General features: G+C 40.5%; 11 protein-coding genes and 1 pseudogene. 8 read left to right on the top strand and 4 right to left on the bottom strand.

The annotated features are described in order from the left end of the window. Nucleotides 1–135: 135 nt before the first annotated feature. Nucleotides 136–1,326 carry a coenzyme F420-0:L-glutamate ligase gene (locus tag SporoP17a_RS08865; RefSeq protein WP_083034320.1) on the bottom strand — a complete coding sequence of 397 codons (1,191 nt, stop codon included), beginning with the start codon at nucleotides 1,324–1,326 and terminating at the stop codon, nucleotides 136–138. Nucleotides 1,327–1,438: 112 nt separating this feature from the next. On the opposite strand from SporoP17a_RS08865, the gene SporoP17a_RS08860 reads away from it, so the two are divergent. After that, complete coding sequence (locus SporoP17a_RS08860) at nucleotides 1,439–2,323, top strand: LysR family transcriptional regulator (RefSeq protein ID WP_083034319.1); 885 nt, start codon at nucleotides 1,439–1,441, stop codon at nucleotides 2,321–2,323. A gap of 261 nt (nucleotides 2,324–2,584) precedes the next feature. Here SporoP17a_RS08860 and SporoP17a_RS08855 read toward each other — a convergent pair. Further along, nucleotides 2,585–4,534: pseudogene (locus SporoP17a_RS08855) on the bottom strand (catalase). Nucleotides 4,535–4,589: 55 nt separating this feature from the next. Further along, a complete protein-coding gene (locus SporoP17a_RS08850) occupies nucleotides 4,590–6,266 on the bottom strand; it encodes an ABC1 kinase family protein (protein ID WP_237262300.1) in 1,677 nt (558 codons plus the stop codon). Nucleotides 6,267–6,722: 456 nt separating this feature from the next. On the opposite strand from SporoP17a_RS08850, the gene SporoP17a_RS08845 reads away from it, so the two are divergent. From SporoP17a_RS08845 to SporoP17a_RS08815, 7 genes are all read left to right on the top strand, one after another. Next, complete coding sequence (locus tag SporoP17a_RS08845; protein WP_083034317.1) at nucleotides 6,723–7,970, top strand: EAL and HDOD domain-containing protein; 1,248 nt, start codon at nucleotides 6,723–6,725, stop codon at nucleotides 7,968–7,970. Between the two features lie 185 nt (nucleotides 7,971–8,155). Next, nucleotides 8,156–9,841, top strand: a complete 1,686-nt coding sequence (locus SporoP17a_RS08840) for a BCCT family transporter (protein WP_083034316.1) — start codon at nucleotides 8,156–8,158, stop codon at nucleotides 9,839–9,841. A 65-nt stretch (nucleotides 9,842–9,906) separates the two neighbouring features. Then, a complete protein-coding gene (locus SporoP17a_RS08835; RefSeq protein ID WP_237262299.1) occupies nucleotides 9,907–10,683 on the top strand; it encodes an ABC transporter ATP-binding protein in 777 nt (258 codons plus the stop codon). Nucleotides 10,684–10,804: 121 nt separating this feature from the next. Further along, nucleotides 10,805–12,253 (top strand): phospholipase D family protein, encoded by a 1,449-nt coding sequence (locus SporoP17a_RS08830; protein ID WP_156890549.1) that lies wholly within the window; start codon nucleotides 10,805–10,807, stop codon nucleotides 12,251–12,253. Nucleotides 12,254–12,361: 108 nt separating this feature from the next. Continuing rightward, on the top strand, nucleotides 12,362–12,979 hold the full coding sequence (locus SporoP17a_RS08825; RefSeq protein WP_083034314.1) for an NAD(P)-dependent oxidoreductase: 618 nt from the start codon (nucleotides 12,362–12,364) through the stop codon (nucleotides 12,977–12,979). A gap of 138 nt (nucleotides 12,980–13,117) precedes the next feature. After that, nucleotides 13,118–14,689, top strand: coding sequence for a sensor domain-containing diguanylate cyclase (locus SporoP17a_RS08820; RefSeq protein ID WP_083034313.1), 1,572 nt, complete (start codon nucleotides 13,118–13,120; stop codon nucleotides 14,687–14,689). Nucleotides 14,690–14,739: 50 nt separating this feature from the next. Then, entirely contained in the window at nucleotides 14,740–15,351 is a 612-nt protein-coding gene (locus SporoP17a_RS08815) for a hypothetical protein (RefSeq protein WP_083034312.1), read from the top strand. 27 nt (nucleotides 15,352–15,378) lie between these two features. On the opposite strand, the gene SporoP17a_RS08810 is transcribed toward SporoP17a_RS08815, so the two are convergent. Continuing rightward, complete coding sequence (locus tag SporoP17a_RS08810) at nucleotides 15,379–16,680, bottom strand: uracil/xanthine transporter (RefSeq protein ID WP_237262298.1); 1,302 nt, start codon at nucleotides 16,678–16,680, stop codon at nucleotides 15,379–15,381. Nucleotides 16,681–16,777: the final 97 nt, after the last annotated feature.

Here is a 16,777-nt window from a genome sequence, read left to right as displayed (position 1 = left end):
TAGTTGCGGCTTTCTTTTACTTCTTCACAGTTCTTTAGGTGGTTAGCCTCATCAGATACACTATAGAAAGAAGGTTTTTATATTACGTAAACGATAAATAGAAACACCTGTGAGTATTCTCACAGGTGTTTGTTCTTAGTTTGTGAAGTTATCGAAGTATCCTTGGATAAAGACAATAGGTGTACCTTTGTCACCACTACCTGAAGTCAGATCGGATAATGAACCGATTAAATCCGTTAGTTTACGAGGAGTTGTTCCTTGTGAAGCCATGGATCCCATTAAATTAGTATCTTTATTCTCAATAAAATCGGACACAGCTTTCTTTAATTCCTCTCCGCGTAATTCAGAGAAATCATTATCAGCTAAGTATTTTAGTTTTACCTCATTTGGAATGCCGTCAAGTCCATCTGTATAAGCGGGGGACACGACTGGGTCAGCCAGTTCCCAAATCTTACCTACAGGATCTTTGAACGCGCCATCTCCGTAAATCATTACTTCGATATGTTTGCCTGTTTCTTTTTTTAACATGTCTTGAATGTTATCTACTATAGGCTGACAGCTATGAGGAAACAGTTTGATGCTGTCTTCTTGTGCTTTGTTTGCGCCAAGTAAGCCGAACTGTTCGTTATAGCCACTGCCATCGATAGAAGTAGCCAAGATATCATCCAAGCCATAAACTTTTTCGGCACCGTTAGCTTTCAAAATACGTTTTGTTCTAAAACGTGTATGGATATCACAAGTTAATACAGTCTTTGTATAATCTAAAATCGTTCTCGCATTATTGGAGAAAATGACCTCATGTTCTACACCGAACTCATCCATTAACGATTTATAATATTCGATATAGTCAACGCCTGTAAATGGATGTTTGTTCTCGCCGAAGTGTTCGCGGAACTCATCTTCCGTCAATACATCCGTCCAAGGGTTCACTCCCTTTTCATCTAGACGATCCAGTTCAACTAAGTGGTTACCGACCTCATCGGAAGGATAGCTAAGCATTAAAACGATTTTCTTCGCGCCTTTTGCGACACCGCGTAAGCAGTTTCCAAAACGGTTACGACTAAGAATAGGGAAAATGACACCGATTGTATCATCACCGAATTTCGCTTCGATATCTTTTGCGATATCATCAATTGTTGCATAATTTCCCTGTGCACGCGCTACAATGGATTCCGTGATGGATACGATATCTTTATCTTGAAATGTAATATTCTCTTTTTCTGAAGCTTCTAATACACTATCTACTACGATTTGATCAATATTGTCACCTTCATTTATAATCGGGCAACGTAATCCTCTAACAACCGTTCCTACAACTCTTCCCAAAACAATCGCTCCTTAGTGAAACTCAATTTGATCACTCTTCTTTGTATTATAACGTTCATTTATGGTATAAGTAAAATTAATATACTTAATAGGGGATATAAGGAGGGGTTATATGTCAATCAACTTAGAGTGGTATAAAGTCTTCCAAACAGTTGTTCATAATGAAAGTTTCTCAAAAGCCGCTCGAAGTTTATTTATGACACAGCCTGCCGTTAGTCAAATAATATCGCAGTTGGAAGGAGCTTTGGACACACGTCTGTTTAATCGTACATCCAAAGGGGTGACATTGACCGATGAAGGCTCCTTGCTATACGAGTATGCCAATTCGGCACTGAATTTAATCGAGGCAGGCAATGAAAAGTTACAGGAGTTGAAGAATCTATCATCAGGTGAATTGAAAATAGGGGTAGGGGATACGATTTCCCGTTATTATCTGCTACCTTACCTGGAAGCTTTCCATACAAGTTTTCCGGGCATCCGATTCAAAATTACAAATGGCACAACTTTAGAGCTAATCGCTGCGCTGAAATCAGGCGAAGTGGATATTGCTATTTGTAACTTTCCCATTGAGGATGATTCGTTGGAGAAGCGTGCGTGTTTTCACGTACAAGACACTTTCGTATACGGTGAACGGTTCCGAAAGCTTTTCTTGAAACCTGTGCCTCTGCAAGAGCTTGCAAGGTTACCACTAATTTTATTGGAGTCGAAATCCAATTCCCGTCAGTATGTGGAAGACTTTCTATTGAAGGAAGGCGTAAAAATTTACCCTGAATTTGAATTGGGTTCTCATGAGTTGTTACTGGAATTTGCCCAAATCAATTTGGGCATTGCGTGTGTGGTCAAGGAGTTTTCAGAAGAGTACTTGGAACGTGGCATGCTACGGGAAGTAGAGTTTTTGAAACCCATACCTAAGCGCAGCATCGGCGTGTGCTATTTAAAAGGTGTATCACTATCACCAGCGGCCTCGAAGTTTATCGGGATATTGGAGAAGAATTAGATCAGCTGGCAGCGATGTTGGGATGGAGATTCCCATTACAAAACTATGCTTATATTAATAAAAGTATCCGTAGTGTCGCACAGTAAAATTAGAGTACTATACAACTTTATATAGATGTACACTTGAAATTAAGTGAACTCCAATCCTTTGTATTCACCAATTCACTATCCATGTACACATGTTTAGTAATCATTAACACAATGAAATCCAATAAAAAGGCTGTTGCAAGAAGTAACTCTTCTTGCAACAGCCTTGGTTTGATCATGCATAAATCGTACGATCCCAGAAGCGGTGGTGTGCAACAGCCTCTACCCACTGCGTGCCTTCGCCTGAAACCGTCAAGTCCGTCAAAATGCCAGGTCCTGGTTTTACTTTAGTTTTCTCCATCAACCCTTTAGCGGCTGGAGCAGAGCCAATTGGTTTTAAATGCATATACGCTTCATTGACGAAATCAGCGACATCTGCATCGAACTTCTGTTGTTGCTTTGCTTGTCCGCCTACAACATACAGCGCATCGTATAAGACGGAGTGAACTGTCAACAATGTTTCGTCTGCATCAATTGTAGCCCCATTCTTACCCGTTAGCTTGCCGAACTTCTCGCTCACAATATTAACCGTCATACCTGCATCCAATGAAGCCTTCAAGAATGGCTCAAGTGCATCGTCGTCAAACTGGTCTGCGATCAACACGGCTACTGTACGCATATCGGGCACTTTTGCCGTATTTTCCTGACTAAGAGCAGGGGAAGACTTAGATTCAGTGGACTGCGTAACGTCTGTTGGGGCTTCAACACCGACCGCGTCTGCAACTTGAGTTGCCATATTCATATCGACATTCGCAAACATATCGACTGCTTGTTTTCTCACGTTCATATCCTTCACTTTACCAATTTCCAAGCTAAACACTGCAATAATATGCTCTTTCTCTGCGTCAGACATACTGTTCCAGAATAGACGCGCCTGTGAGAAGTGATCTGTAAACGAACCACTGCGGGCTTGTATTTTGCGTCCCTCTACCTTCTCTTGGTTATGTACGTAACCGCCATTCTCCTCTGAAGTCGTGTCGGGTTTATTGCTATGATAATGAGTCTGTCCAACGTTAATGGTCTGCCTAAACGAAATAACTGTGTATCTGTATAAGAGAATAATCTTCCTTGTAGCAATGGATCATTCGAGAAATCAATTCCTGGTACGACGCTGCCCGGGTGGAATGCAACTTGCTCCATTTCTGCAAATACATTGTCTACGTTGCGATTTAAAGTTATTTTCCCAATGATCTTCACCGGAATATCTTCTTCAGGCCATAGCTTAGTAGGGTCTAGAATGTCAAAATCAAATGTAAATTCATCTTTTTCCTCTAGTAATTGTACGCCAAGTTCAAATTCCACGAAGTTTCCATTTCCAATTGATTCCCATAAATCACGACGATGGAAGTCAGGATCTTTACCGTTAATCTTCTGCGCTTCATCCCACACTAGGGAGTGGGCACCGAGCTTTGGTTTCCAATGAAATTTCACAAAGTGCGCTTCACCCTGATCGTTTACAAAGCGATACGTGTGTACGCCGAAGCCTTCCATCATGCGGAAACTGCGTGGAATAGCGCGGTCGGACATTTGCCACATGACCATATGAGCAGATTCTCGATTGTTAGCAACAAAATCCCAAAATGTATCATGTGCAGAAGCAGCCTGTGGCATTTCGTTGTGTGGTTCAGGCTTCACAGCATGTATTAGGTCAGGAAATTTAATAGCATCTTGAATAAAGAATACCGGTATATTATTTCCGACTAAATCATAGTTCCCTTCTTGCGTCACGTACGGTTTCGGGAGAACCTTTACTCCCTGCTACACTAGAGAATCTGGTAAATACAGGAGTTTTGATGCCCGGCTCCTGTAAAAACCCAGCTTTTGTATATTTCTTCACGGACTCATACACTTCGAATTCACCATGAGCTGCAAAGCCCCGTGCGTGAACTACCCGCTCTGGAATCCGTTCGTGGTCAAAGTGCGTCATTTTCTCTCGAAAGTGGAAGTCTTCCATCAGCGTTGGGCCGCGTGTTCCCGCTTTTAGTGAATGTTCATCTTCTGAAACTTTCAATCCTTGATTTGTTGTCATGAAATGTTTATAGTCATGTGCGCGGAATGTCTCTAATTGTTTATTTTTACTCTCTTCGTTTACTTGATGATCTTTCTCCCTATAAAATCCTCCTATTGAAAATAGTAGTCTGCTTTTTTTATTCCCCAATTGGTATGGGCTAAACAGAACGCTATATTCGTCCGGAACGTACAATGGAAAATAGCAAGTAAGTAAACATTAAGGTCGCGATGACAGCACCGACTTCAATGAGCGGCAACTTAAAGAAGAGTGCCGTTTGCCCAGCAATGGCAGAGCCGATAATGAGGCCGACCATCAGAATACTGAATGCCAACAACACGATACTTAACGAAAGACGATTAGCAATTTTATCAAGCCGGCGGAAAATAATATTTGTTTGTTTCAAGCCGACATCTAATTCCACTTTCCCTTTTTGTATAGTTTTGATGGCTTTTTTCATGTCGTTAGGTAATTCTGATAGAATTTCAGCATTCTTCACAAAAGTATGCCAGCCATTTTCCAGTAAGTAGCGTGGATCAAATTGTTTAAGTACCATCTTTTTGCCATACGGTTCGATGGCTTTCATAATACTGAATGTAGGATCCAACTTTCCGAGTACACCTTCAAGTGTCAGAATCACTTTTACAAGAATCGCAATTTCATTTGGTAAACGTATGCGGTGCCGATAAGCGATTGAGAAAATTTCCATAAAAACATCGCCTAGCCTTAAATCTGTAAGGGGTGTCTCATAATATTTCCGTTGAATAATCTGTAAATCACGATATAAAGCATCTGTTTTAGTCTGTTCATGTAAAATATTCATAGCTTCGAATACATCGATTAATCGAGTAATATTTCCTTTTTGCAAGGCGACGAGCAATGAAACAAAATGATAAGTCATTTCCTTGCTTAGTTGACCGACCATACCGAAATCCAAATAGTGGATAGTGTTTCCAGGTGTGATGAAGATGTTACCAGGATGAGGATCACCGTGAAAAAAACCATTTTCCATTACTTGAGACAGCATGGAGTCTGCAATTCTTTCTGCAATCACCTTGCGATTATACCCTTCGCGGTCTAGTTGTTCGATATTGCTCACTTTAATACCGGTGACTAGCCCTGCCGTAAGCACGACACGCGTAGTGTATTCATCGTAAATAAGCGGAACTTGGATCGTAGGATTTTTTGCAAATTGTCTCGAGATTCGTTCAGCGTTACGACCTTCTAGATAATAGTCCAATTCTTCCCGTAGAGAATGAGAAAACTCATAGATTAAATCTTTTATATGATACGCTTTCGCCCAGTCCATGTTCTTTTCAAGAAACCCTGCCAAATCGTGTAAAATAGCGAGGTCGGTATTCACTTGTTGTTGGATATTAGGGCGCTGGATTTTCACAGCTACATGTTCACCGTTAGGCAACCGAGCCGTATGCACTTGGCCTATAGAAGCTGAAGCGAGTGGCTCCTCATTGAATTCCAAGAAAAGTTCTTCAATCGTTCCACCTAATTGCTGCTCGATTATTTCCCTTACTACTTCGAATGGGAAAGACTCCACGTGATCTTGTAGTTTTTCAAGCTCTGAAGCAATTTCCTCTGGGACTAAATCGCGTCGGCCGCTGGCGATTTGCCCAAGCTTAATGAAAGTGGGGCCGAGTTGTTCCAATGCAATTCGTAATCTTTTGCCAACATGATATAAGTTTAGATCAACTTGTTCATCCGCAGAAGAAAATTTTCTGTCTGTCAACCCAAGACGAAATAAAATATGACTGAATCCATTTCTCAAAAAAACATTTATAATTTCTTGTGAACGTTGCGCATTTTTCATTCTTCGTTTTAACAATAAGAACACCTCCGTATCGATCCTTTCTACACAAGATACCATTGATTCCTTGTAATTAAACACTAAAAGATATTCGTTCTTCTTTTCTCCTAGGATTATAGGAGAGTCATTAGTCTATGCGTCGTCTTACATGTTGATGATCCATAGACACGTAGTATGCGCTTCTTCTTCATATTCGTATAAATCCTCTCTTTATCTGCATGTTCATACATCAATGCATGACCGCGGTTAGAGTCTTTTATTAAATTGTCATCATGATCACCCGCATTTCTAAATGAGTGGAATATCGGAACGGAATAGTTATATCTAATTAATATATTTATTAATAACGTATAATCTAGTACAATGGGAGGGGTAAAGCGGTATCTAATTGACTAAATTGGAGAAGTACATGGCTTCAGTAGTTTTCTAAGAGGTATACATACAATGAAGGGGACGTTCAAATGAAACGTGGAGATGGCATAAATGGATGATTACTCCATATTTATCGGAAGACAACCGATCCTAAACCGATCAGGTGCGATTTATGCATACGAACTACTATATCGAAATAGCGAAGAAAACTTCTTTCCTGATATAAATCCTGAACAGGCTACAATCGGTCTATTGATCAATACTTTTCTCACTGTTGGAATAGATCAGGTAACAAGTGGTGTGCGTTCATTTATAAATTTCTCAGGTGAACTGCTAGCACAAGATGTATTTATGAATCTGAATCCCGACCAAGTAGTAATTGAGATTTTAGAAGACGTGGAAATAACACCTGCTCTGTTGCATCGGTTGCGGATGTTTAAGGAAGCGGGATTCACGCTAGCATTGGATGACTTTATTTTACAAGATCAATATAGGATACATTCTCAGTTATTTGAACTCGTGGATATTATAAAAGTGGATTTCATCCAAACAAGTATAATGGAGAAGCATCAAATCAACACTTTTTTGAAACAATATCCATCGATTATATTATTGGCGGAAAAGGTGGAGACAGAGTCAGATTACCAGCTAGCATTAAAGAGTGGTTATGATTTGTTTCAAGGCTACTTTTTCGCAAAGCCTGATATTATTCAAAGTACCGAGATTCCATCCAATACCTTAATTCATTTGAAAATTATTGACTATTTCCAACAAGATTCCCTATCTATCAATCAACTCTCCAATTTAATTATGCAAGATGTATCGATATCCTTTAAATTATTACGTTTTATCAACTCACTAGCCTTTGACATACCGCGTCAGATCAGCTCTATTAAGCAGGCAATCATGATGATTGGGTTAAATGAAACGAAGAAGTGGTTACAAGTTCTGATGTTACATGATTTAGGTCAAGACCTGCGCGACGGTCGTGTGAAAGCACTTATTGAATTATCGCTTCGTCGTGCACGAGCATGTGAGCTATTGGCGAAGTATAAAAGAAAGCCCAATAAGGACGAGTACTTTCTAGCAGGTATGTTTTCTTTGATCGATGCAGTGATGCGACGGAAATGGGAAGATATTCTGCCATTACTTTCTTTGTCCGATGTGATTATGGATACGTTAAAGGGGAAGCAAACGGAAATGAGCCCATACATGGAGCTGGTAAAATCGATAGAACGTTTTGAATGGGAAGCAGTAGAGCGACTTTCACGTGAACTAGCAATCCCTCAAAAAGAGTTAAGTAATATTTTTCTACAAGCCTTACGCTGGTCACAGGGAATAGAGGATGAAATGAACTGAATATATACTGGAAAAGACATTTTCACTTGAAGATGTCTTTTTTGATGTGTAATATTAACAGTTATAATCTATTTGGTAACTTCTTATTCTGTAATTTATATGGGCAGAAGTACGTTATATTTCCTGTGATTGGGGTAAAGAGTGTAGTAAGAGAGTTACCAAATGAACACTAGGAGTCGATAGGTTTGGATAAAAAGTTCTGGAAAAATCCCGTGTTCTCTATTTCTGCCGTATTTATTTTTGTGCTCGTCGTACTAGGAGCGTCCATACCTGTCCCGTTTGGTGTGGTTTCTGAAAAGCTTTATCATTTTACGACAGATAATTTTGGATGGTTTTATTTACTTGCCGTATTTATTGTCATTATATTTTTAGTAGGATTGGCAATTAGTAAATTTGGAGCCATTCGTTTAGGTGGAGATACAGAACGTCCGGAATATCCGTTTTTTACTTGGATTGGTATGCTCTTTTCTGCCGGTTTCGGTGTAGGGTTGGTGTTCTGGGGTGTGGCGGAGCCGATGAGTCACTACTTTAAGTCACCCATTGCAGGTGCCGAAGCGCAGACAGAAGAGGCGGCACGTGTGGCGATGGGCTATTCATTCTTCCACTGGGGTATTTCTCAATGGGCCATATTTGGCATAGTAGGGCTAGTTATTGGGTTTCTTCAATTTCGAAAGAAGAAGGATGGTTTGATTTCAACGGCGCTTGAGCCTTTGATCGGAAGTAATCGCCACGTGAAGACAGGTATCGATTCATTTGCGGTAGTAGCAACTGTCATGGGTATTGCTACTTCGTTAGGTATGGGTGTCTTGCAGATGAGTGGTGGTATGGAGTATGTCTTTAATATTAAGAGTACGTTTACGATTCAACTGCTAATCATTGCTGTTGTGTTCGTTGCCTACATGACTTCTGCTTCTACAGGTTTGAGTAAAGGTATCGCTTATCTAGGTAACTTTAACTTGGGTATGGCGATTGCGTTATTGCTATTTTTCTTTGTAGTTGGACCGAAAGTATTTATATTGGAAACCTTTACACTAGCCATTGGAGATTATATTAATAACTTCATTACGTATAGCTTGCGTCTTCAACCATATCAAGGTGGTACTTGGGTGAAGGATTGGACCATTTTCTACTGGGCTTGGACTATTGCATGGTCTCCTTTCGTTGGTGCATTCGTTGCACGTGTATCGAAAGGACGGACAATCCGTGAATTTATCATGGGGGTCATGGTGATACCGCCTGCATTTTCTTGTATGTGGATTGCAACGCTTGGCGGAACCGCCCTATACAGTGACTTGCGCAATGGCACACAAATTGCACAAGAAGTAGACAAAGATGTGACGTCTGCTATTTTTGCGACACTTCAACATCTGCCGATGACAGGGATCGTATCGTTCTTGGCTATTGTGCTAATCTTTACCTTCTTAATCACGTCAGCTGACTCAGCAACGTATATTCTAGCGAGTATGACAACGCGAGGTAGTTTGTTTCCTCCATTAGTTGTGAAATTCGTCTGGGGATTCTTGATGACTGCAATAGCGGCTGTATTATTATATGCAGGCGGATTAGAAGCTTTGCAATCGGCGTCACTTGTATCAGCTCTACCGTTTACCTTACTTCTTCTATTACTGATCTTCTCGTTGGCTAAATTACTAGCCAGGGAACCGATTACAGTCAGACCGACAGATATTCGTCAATTTGAACACGTAGAAGGTGAAGTCAAGAAGAGACGTAAACGGAAAGAAAGTGAAAAGGAAAAGAGAGCGCGCAGAGAAGCAGAAAAGGCTGAAAAAATAAAAGAGAAAAACGACAGAAAATATCAGGAACTCGAAAAGAAAAAGTATCGTGAAATGGAAAAAGAAAAGAACGAATAAAAGATAGGGCCGGTTCGTAGCATTTTAGCGCGAACCGGTCTTTTCTTACAAAGAGGAGAATGTATGTGGCAATTGTACAAGTGCGAGAAGTTGAGTTTAAAAGAGGAGACAATCTAATCTTACAAGATGTGGATTGGGAGATTGAGCAAGGGCAACAGTGGGGTATGCTTGGACTGAATGGTTCGGGTAAGACTTCATTATTATCCATTATTTCTACATATGAAATTCCTTCTAGTGGTGAAGTGGAAGTGCTTGGCAAACGATTTGGAAGTACCTATTTACCTGAATTACGTAAAAAAATTGGCTTTGTCAGTAGTTCTTTAGAAAAATTCTCGGACTACTTCTGGAATGAATCGATTGAGCGGATCATCATCAGTGGAAAGTTTGCAAGCTTTGGTATTTACGAAAAACTACTAACTGAAGACTGGCTACGTGCTGATTATTTAGTGAAAGAATTTCGGTTGGAGCACGTCAAAGGGAAGAAATTCAGACTACTCTCTGAAGGTGAAAAACGTCGTGTGTTAATTGCACGAGCTTTGATGGGGGATCCAGAGTTATTGATTTTGGATGAGCCTTGTTCGGGGTTGGATATTTTGGCAAGAGAACAATTTCTTGAAGCACTTGAAACAGCTACCAAAAATAATGTGCACCTCGTTTACGTTACACATCATATAGAGGAACTGGTTCCTGAAATCACTCATGTACTATTACTAAAGGAAGGAAGAATTGTAGCCAGTGGACCTAAAAAAGAAGTGTTGACGGATGAACTGCTATCCGAAACATATCAGATTCCTGTGACTATTGAATGGCATGCTGAACGACCATACCTTTCGATGAAATAATGAAGATTTATACAGTTTATTGCAAGGTCGAGAGGGAACGTTATAAAAAGTATAATATTTCCACACGTGGCGTTCAGGAACACATATAGCAAATAAGACGAGGGAAAGGAGGAGAGAATTTGTGTTGAAAGAAAAACATGAAATGACTAAAAAGCGTATAGCTTCCTATGTGTTGCTTTTCGTTGCATTGCTATATGTGGGTGTCATGCTTTGGCAAACGTATAAGCCGTTGCCGCCAGGTATTTCCTATAAAGGAGACCTTCATCAAGTAGAAGACGTAGAATTCATATATGATTTAACGTACTCCAAGACGAAGTCGAAAGATCACTACAAATCAGAACTTCGTATATTCAATGAAGTGTTTCAAATGATTGAAGATGCACAAGAATTTGTCGTACTCGACTTTTTTTTAATGGATGATTACTACGATGAGAAAGAAGATTTTCCTCAAATTGCAGATCAACTAACAGATGTACTTGTGAAGAAAAAAGAAGAGTTTCCTGATATACCGATTGTCTACATAACGGATCCAGTGAATACCGGCTACGAATCTTATGAATCGGAATGGTTTAAAGCATTGGAAAAAGCAGGCGTGCAAGTAGTGTACACAGACTTAGAGCCATTACGTGATTCGATGCCTTTATACTCGGGGGTGTATCGCATCTTTCTACAGTGGTTTGATTTTAACGGAAAAAATCGTTTCCCGAACTTTTTGGCGAGTGATGCGCCAGATGTGAAACTTTCTTCTTACTTGAAGTTGTTGAATGTTAAAGCGAATCATCGAAAAACTCTCGTGACAGAACAAGCGGCATTAGTTACGTCCTCAAATCCTCACGCTGCTAGTGGTCGACACGGCAATGCGGCATTCAAAGTGAAAGGCCCAATCCAAAATGATATATTGGAAGCGGAAGAGGCTGTGCTTCAGTATTCGTCAGGCGGAAAGTTACCGCGTATCGAGGTAGAAGAACAAAAGGGTCCCTATCAAGTACAGTATTTGACCGAAAGCAAGGTCATGGACGCCTTAGTGAACGATATTCAAAAAGCAAAAAAAGATGATGTGATCCGTATGGGTATGTTTTATCTTTCAGAGCAAGAAGTCATCCGACCCTTAGAACAAGCGGCTAATCGGGGTGTGCGGGTAGAAATTGTTCTAGACCCGAACGAAAACTCATTCGGCAGTAAAAAGTCCGGTTTGCCTAATCGCCCCGTTGTCCAAGAGATCAGGGAGAATACCGATGATAAAATTAAAGTACGTTGGTATAATACCGTAATCGGTCAATATCACACCAAATTGGTAACCGTACAGACTGAAGAAGAGACGTATATTACAAATGGATCTTCCAATATAACAGAGCGCACGTTACGTGATTACAACTTGGAAGCGAATCTGCGCATTATAGCACCAACGGACAGCGAGCTGACAGATGAAATCAACGCGTATTTCAACCGGATATGGGATAATGAAGATGCGCTATATACTTTAGACGTAGAAGAATATCAAAATAGCCTGACATTCTTCCAACGCGGGATCTACGCTCTGCAACGATGGGGAAAGCTAACAACATATTAACAACCCAAAGCTATCGCGTATTGTTTGCGGTGCATTGCTTGTCTGCGTGACATAGAACGAACATAAAACATAACGAGTTTCTACCATAGAATATAGGAGATGTAGTAGATGAAAATCGCAATATTTGGAGCAACAGGTCGTACAGGTAGTGAAATTGTCCGTCATGCATTAACTGACGGTAATGAGGTTACGGCATTAGTTCGATCACCCGAGAAGTGCAAGCCCCATGAAAAGCTGACGATCATAGCTGGTGATGTTCGAAATCAGAATGCAGTAAAGAAGGCATTGGTAGGGGCGGATGCAGTTGTAAGTGCGCTTGGCACTGACAAAACAACCACATTAACAGAAGCGATGCCGGTAATTATTAAAGGAATGAAAGAACACGGAATCAAAAGAATTGTCACGATTGGAACGGCAGGCATATTGAATAGTAGAACAGAACCGTCCAAATTACGGTACCAATCAAACGAATCTCATCGTAAGTTGACATTTGCAGCAGAGGAGCACCATAAAGTATTTACGATGTTGCAAGATTCTGGTCTAGATTGGACAATCATCTGCCCAACTTATTTACCTGACGGGGAAGCGGTCGGCAATTATCGGACGGAAAGAGACTTCTTACCGATTGATGGCGCTCAGATTTCTATCGGCGATACTGCCGCGTTTGCATATGATGAATTATCTAAACAAGGTCATAAGGGATACAGAGTGGGAATTTCCTATTAAAAAATGTGAGTAAAGATGAGGATATAAGTAAAGTGCTGGGATATTTTGTATTAAAAGTCGAAAAAATCTCATAACATTTCTTTGCTCTATGGTATAATAGGAGGATAGCACCATAGGGAAAGGGAGATTGGGAAACAAATGAGATGGTCCTTGAGAAAATTAATTCAAGTCGTAGCGATACTAGCAATTTTGTTGACCTTTCTAACGAGTACTACGGTAGCATATCAAGTGCACAAACAAACGTTAATAAATACCACTCTAGAAGCTAACTACGCATATGTACAAAAATTGACGTCCACTACAGATACGTATTTACGGGAAATATTAAACACATTAGAAGTTAATGCGAAAGTAGTCCTATCTATCCTTGATGACCCTTCTTCACAAACGCAAATGAATGCATTAGCTGAGCGGATTAGAACAGAAACGAATACATTTGATTCCGTTGCAGTGGCCTCTGAAGAAGGTGTCATACTAGGCGCATCTTCTCCGAGCCTGGAGTTGCTTGGTGAAAAGTTGACATCGATTGGGGCAATGCAAGCTATTAATGAAAAGAGGGAGATAATTTCTCACCCTTACGTTGGAATTGAAGGAGAACCCATTATATTTATTAGTGTTCCGCTTATTGAAGACGGTGAGTATAAAGGATTTTTAGGAGGAGCTATCTATCTCGATCAACCTAACATATTGGAGAAACTCTTAGGGAACCACTTCTATGAAAATGGTTCGTATGTTTACGTAGTAGACTATGTAGGGAAACTAATTTACCATCAAGAAAAAGAACGTCTGAAAGAGGATGTCACGAGTAACCCGGTGGTTCAAAAAGTAATGAGAGGGGAAAGTGGCCATAAACAGCTAATTAACACAAAGGGAATACCTATGTTAGCGGGATATGCTTATGTACCCATTGCTGAATGGGGAATTGTAGTACAAAGACGATTAGATACTTCAGTTGCTCCGGCAAAAGAAATGGTACTAGAGATGGCAGTAAAGTCTCTGCCGTTACTGCTTCTTTCGTTCTTCTTGGTTAGATATCTGTCAAGAAAAATTGCTCTACCACTTCAAAAGTTGGCATACTATACGGAGAGCAGTGTAGAGTCTGATCAAAAAGAGAAAATGGAAGCCATCTCTGATTGGTACTATGAAGCAAAACAATTAAAAGGAGCTATGTTGCATAGCTTGGACTACTTTAAAAATGAGATGAACTACTTCATTCACCAATCAACGACCGATCCGTTGACGAAGTTAACAAATCGCAGAATAATGGATCGTTACATGAAGCAATGGGTGGACGATGGAACGCCATTCGCTCTAATTATTTTTGATATAGACAAGTTTAAACGTGTCAATGATCGCTACGGTCACGCAGTCGGCGATGAAGTGTTGATCTACTTAGCAGATTGGATGCAACGAATTGTTCGCAAACAGGATATATGTTGCCGCTATGGCGGAGAGGAATTCGTCATCTTATTACCAAAATCAGACAAAGTGACTGCATATTTGACCGCAGAACGTCTTCGTGAAAAAATGGAAGACACAGTCAGTCCTTGCGGCGAAGTTATCACAATTTCATGTGGGGTTGCTGCTTATCCACTTCACGCAAACCACCCGGCACGACTTATTGAATTAGCCGATCAAAGTCTATATGAAGCAAAACGAACAGGACGTAATAAGACCATCGTCGTTTCTGATGAACCTCGGCATGAGTAATATGCCGGGGTTTTCTCTAGTAGAAAATAACATAAAGGGGGGATGGAAAAATGTCTGAGCAATCTATGGATAAACGCCTACATATCAAAACACTTGGCGTTAGAGAGTGGATCCATCAATCATCTCATTATAATCGGTATGAAGCGACACCTTACGAGATGCTGGACTATTTATTTGCTGAACATGATCTCCTAAAAGAGGGGAGCTTGGTTGACTTTGGATGCGGGAAAGGAAGAGTACCTTTTTACGTAAACCATCTTTTTTGCCTAGACACGATCGGTATTGAAATGAATAGTGTGTTACATCAAAATGCAATGACCAACTTAATGGAGTATCGGCAAGCCTTTCCCAAGAGACCTGGATCTATTTCTTTTGAATGCTGTGTAGCGGAGAGTTATATCATTCCGGCGGATGCTGTGACGTTCTATTTCTTTAATCCATTTTCCTTGGATATTTTTCGATCTGTAGTTCAGCGGATTCTAAAGTCAGCAGAAAATAGCCCTCGAGCATTGGAAATCATTTTATATTATCCGACTGATGAATATGTCTATTTCTTGCATCATCACCCATTGTTCGAAAAAATAGCGGAGATACCGATTACACATTTGCAAATCCACGACAAAGCAGAGCGTTTTTTAGTCTACAAGTACAAACAGCCCTAATCATATAGATCAGGGCTGTATTTATATTCATATGGAATGACCGAATCGCTGACCTATCCAAAATATTAATTCCATCAAGAGCGCAGCTAAGATCCCTACTAGCAACCCGCTTGATAATAGAGGTTGAACTAGCTCGGGAAGTGAAGAAAACACTGTGGCTGGTAATGTCATAATCGATAACCCAAGAAGTGCAGGTAATGCGACTCGGTAAATGGTTTTAGGTTCGAAAGTTAATCCTTCCACATTGCGCAAGACAGACCGGAATAACTGCAAATAGGCTACAAATAATACCGTATTTCCGACGCTTTGAGGGATAGTGGAGAAAAACGCACTTAAGGGTGGCACAAGTCCAAGGATAATGAACAAGAAGGAGCCGATAAAGAAAGGAGCTCTGTCCTTTATCCCGCTAGACTGCAGAAAACCGATGGATGAGGCGTAAGGTGCATATGGTACGAGGCCTAGCGCACCTGCACCGACATTCAATCCTCCTGTTATAAAGAATGACGTTTTATACTGGCTTTTAGTCGTTTCTTTTTCATATATATCTTCTGCACCTTTTAGAGTAGCAATTGTGTTCGTCGTATTCAATAAACCTGTAATGACCACTGTAAACACGATACCCATTTCAAGTGATGGTTCACCCCAAGGAAACCATTGGATAAATGGTGTGGTTTTAATCGTTTCTGAAGCTACTTGTGGGAAAATCAGCACAGCACTAATCCATCCGACCGTCATGCCGATGAGTAAGTTCAAGCTGCTAATGATTCCTTTTCCCTTCACATGAACCATAATCGTAAGACCCGCAAGAGCGAATGAAAATACAGTCTTCGATAGACTGATGAATTCTCCGTCATTAAGACCAATCATTCCTTTCAAGAAGATAGTAATCAACTGATTAGCCAACAATAGTAGAAACACGAACATGACAGTAGGTGTAAACCACTTCTTTAGTATTTCACCCATACCAAGCATACCGAGAGTAGCAACCAGTACACCAGAAATCATGGCGCCTACCGCAATACTGCCTCCAACTGTAGCTAAACTTAAGCCCATCGCGCTCGCAGTTCCCGCCAAGCTAAGTACAACGCCCCACCATAAACCTGACTGACCTTCCATCAATGCCAATCGATGCCCAAGCGCTCCTTGAAGTAAACAAGCGATTCCCGTATAGATAAATGAGCGTTGTATGGCTGAAACGATTTCAATTTGCTCAAGTTCAAAAGCAGTACCGACCGAAATGGGGATTACAACTGTATTAGCGAACATAAAGAATAGCCATTGAAATCCGGCTAACGCAGTAATTGAATACCGCATTTGAGTGGTGCCCATTCACATCTCTCCCTGAAAATAGTTATCTATGTATGTCTAAAAAATTGAAATATAAAGAAAACTATAGCACAAAATTAATAGGAAGAATAATGTTTCT

It is taken from the genome of Sporosarcina ureae (assembly GCF_002082015.1).
Taxonomy (GTDB): Bacteria; Bacillota; Bacilli; order Bacillales_A; family Planococcaceae; genus Sporosarcina; species Sporosarcina ureae_A.
The sequence above is the reverse complement of the archived record's forward strand: the minus strand, read 5'-3'. Positions and strand labels throughout refer to the sequence as shown.

Bases quoted from the DNA above. Each gene is read 5' to 3' on its own strand.
- SporoP17a_RS08825 (WP_083034314.1), top strand. From the start codon at position 12,362: ATGAAAATCGCAATATTTGGAGCAACAGGTCGTACAGGTAGTGAAATT.
- SporoP17a_RS08810 (WP_237262298.1), bottom strand. From the start codon at position 16,680: ATGGGCACCACTCAAATGCGGTATTCAATTACTGCGTTAGCCGGATTT.
- SporoP17a_RS08845 (WP_083034317.1), top strand. From the start codon at position 6,723: ATGGATGATTACTCCATATTTATCGGAAGACAACCGATCCTAAACCGA.
- SporoP17a_RS08860 (WP_083034319.1), top strand. From the start codon at position 1,439: ATGTCAATCAACTTAGAGTGGTATAAAGTCTTCCAAACAGTTGTTCAT.
- SporoP17a_RS08820 (WP_083034313.1), top strand. From the start codon at position 13,118: ATGAGATGGTCCTTGAGAAAATTAATTCAAGTCGTAGCGATACTAGCA.
- SporoP17a_RS08815 (WP_083034312.1), top strand. From the start codon at position 14,740: ATGTCTGAGCAATCTATGGATAAACGCCTACATATCAAAACACTTGGC.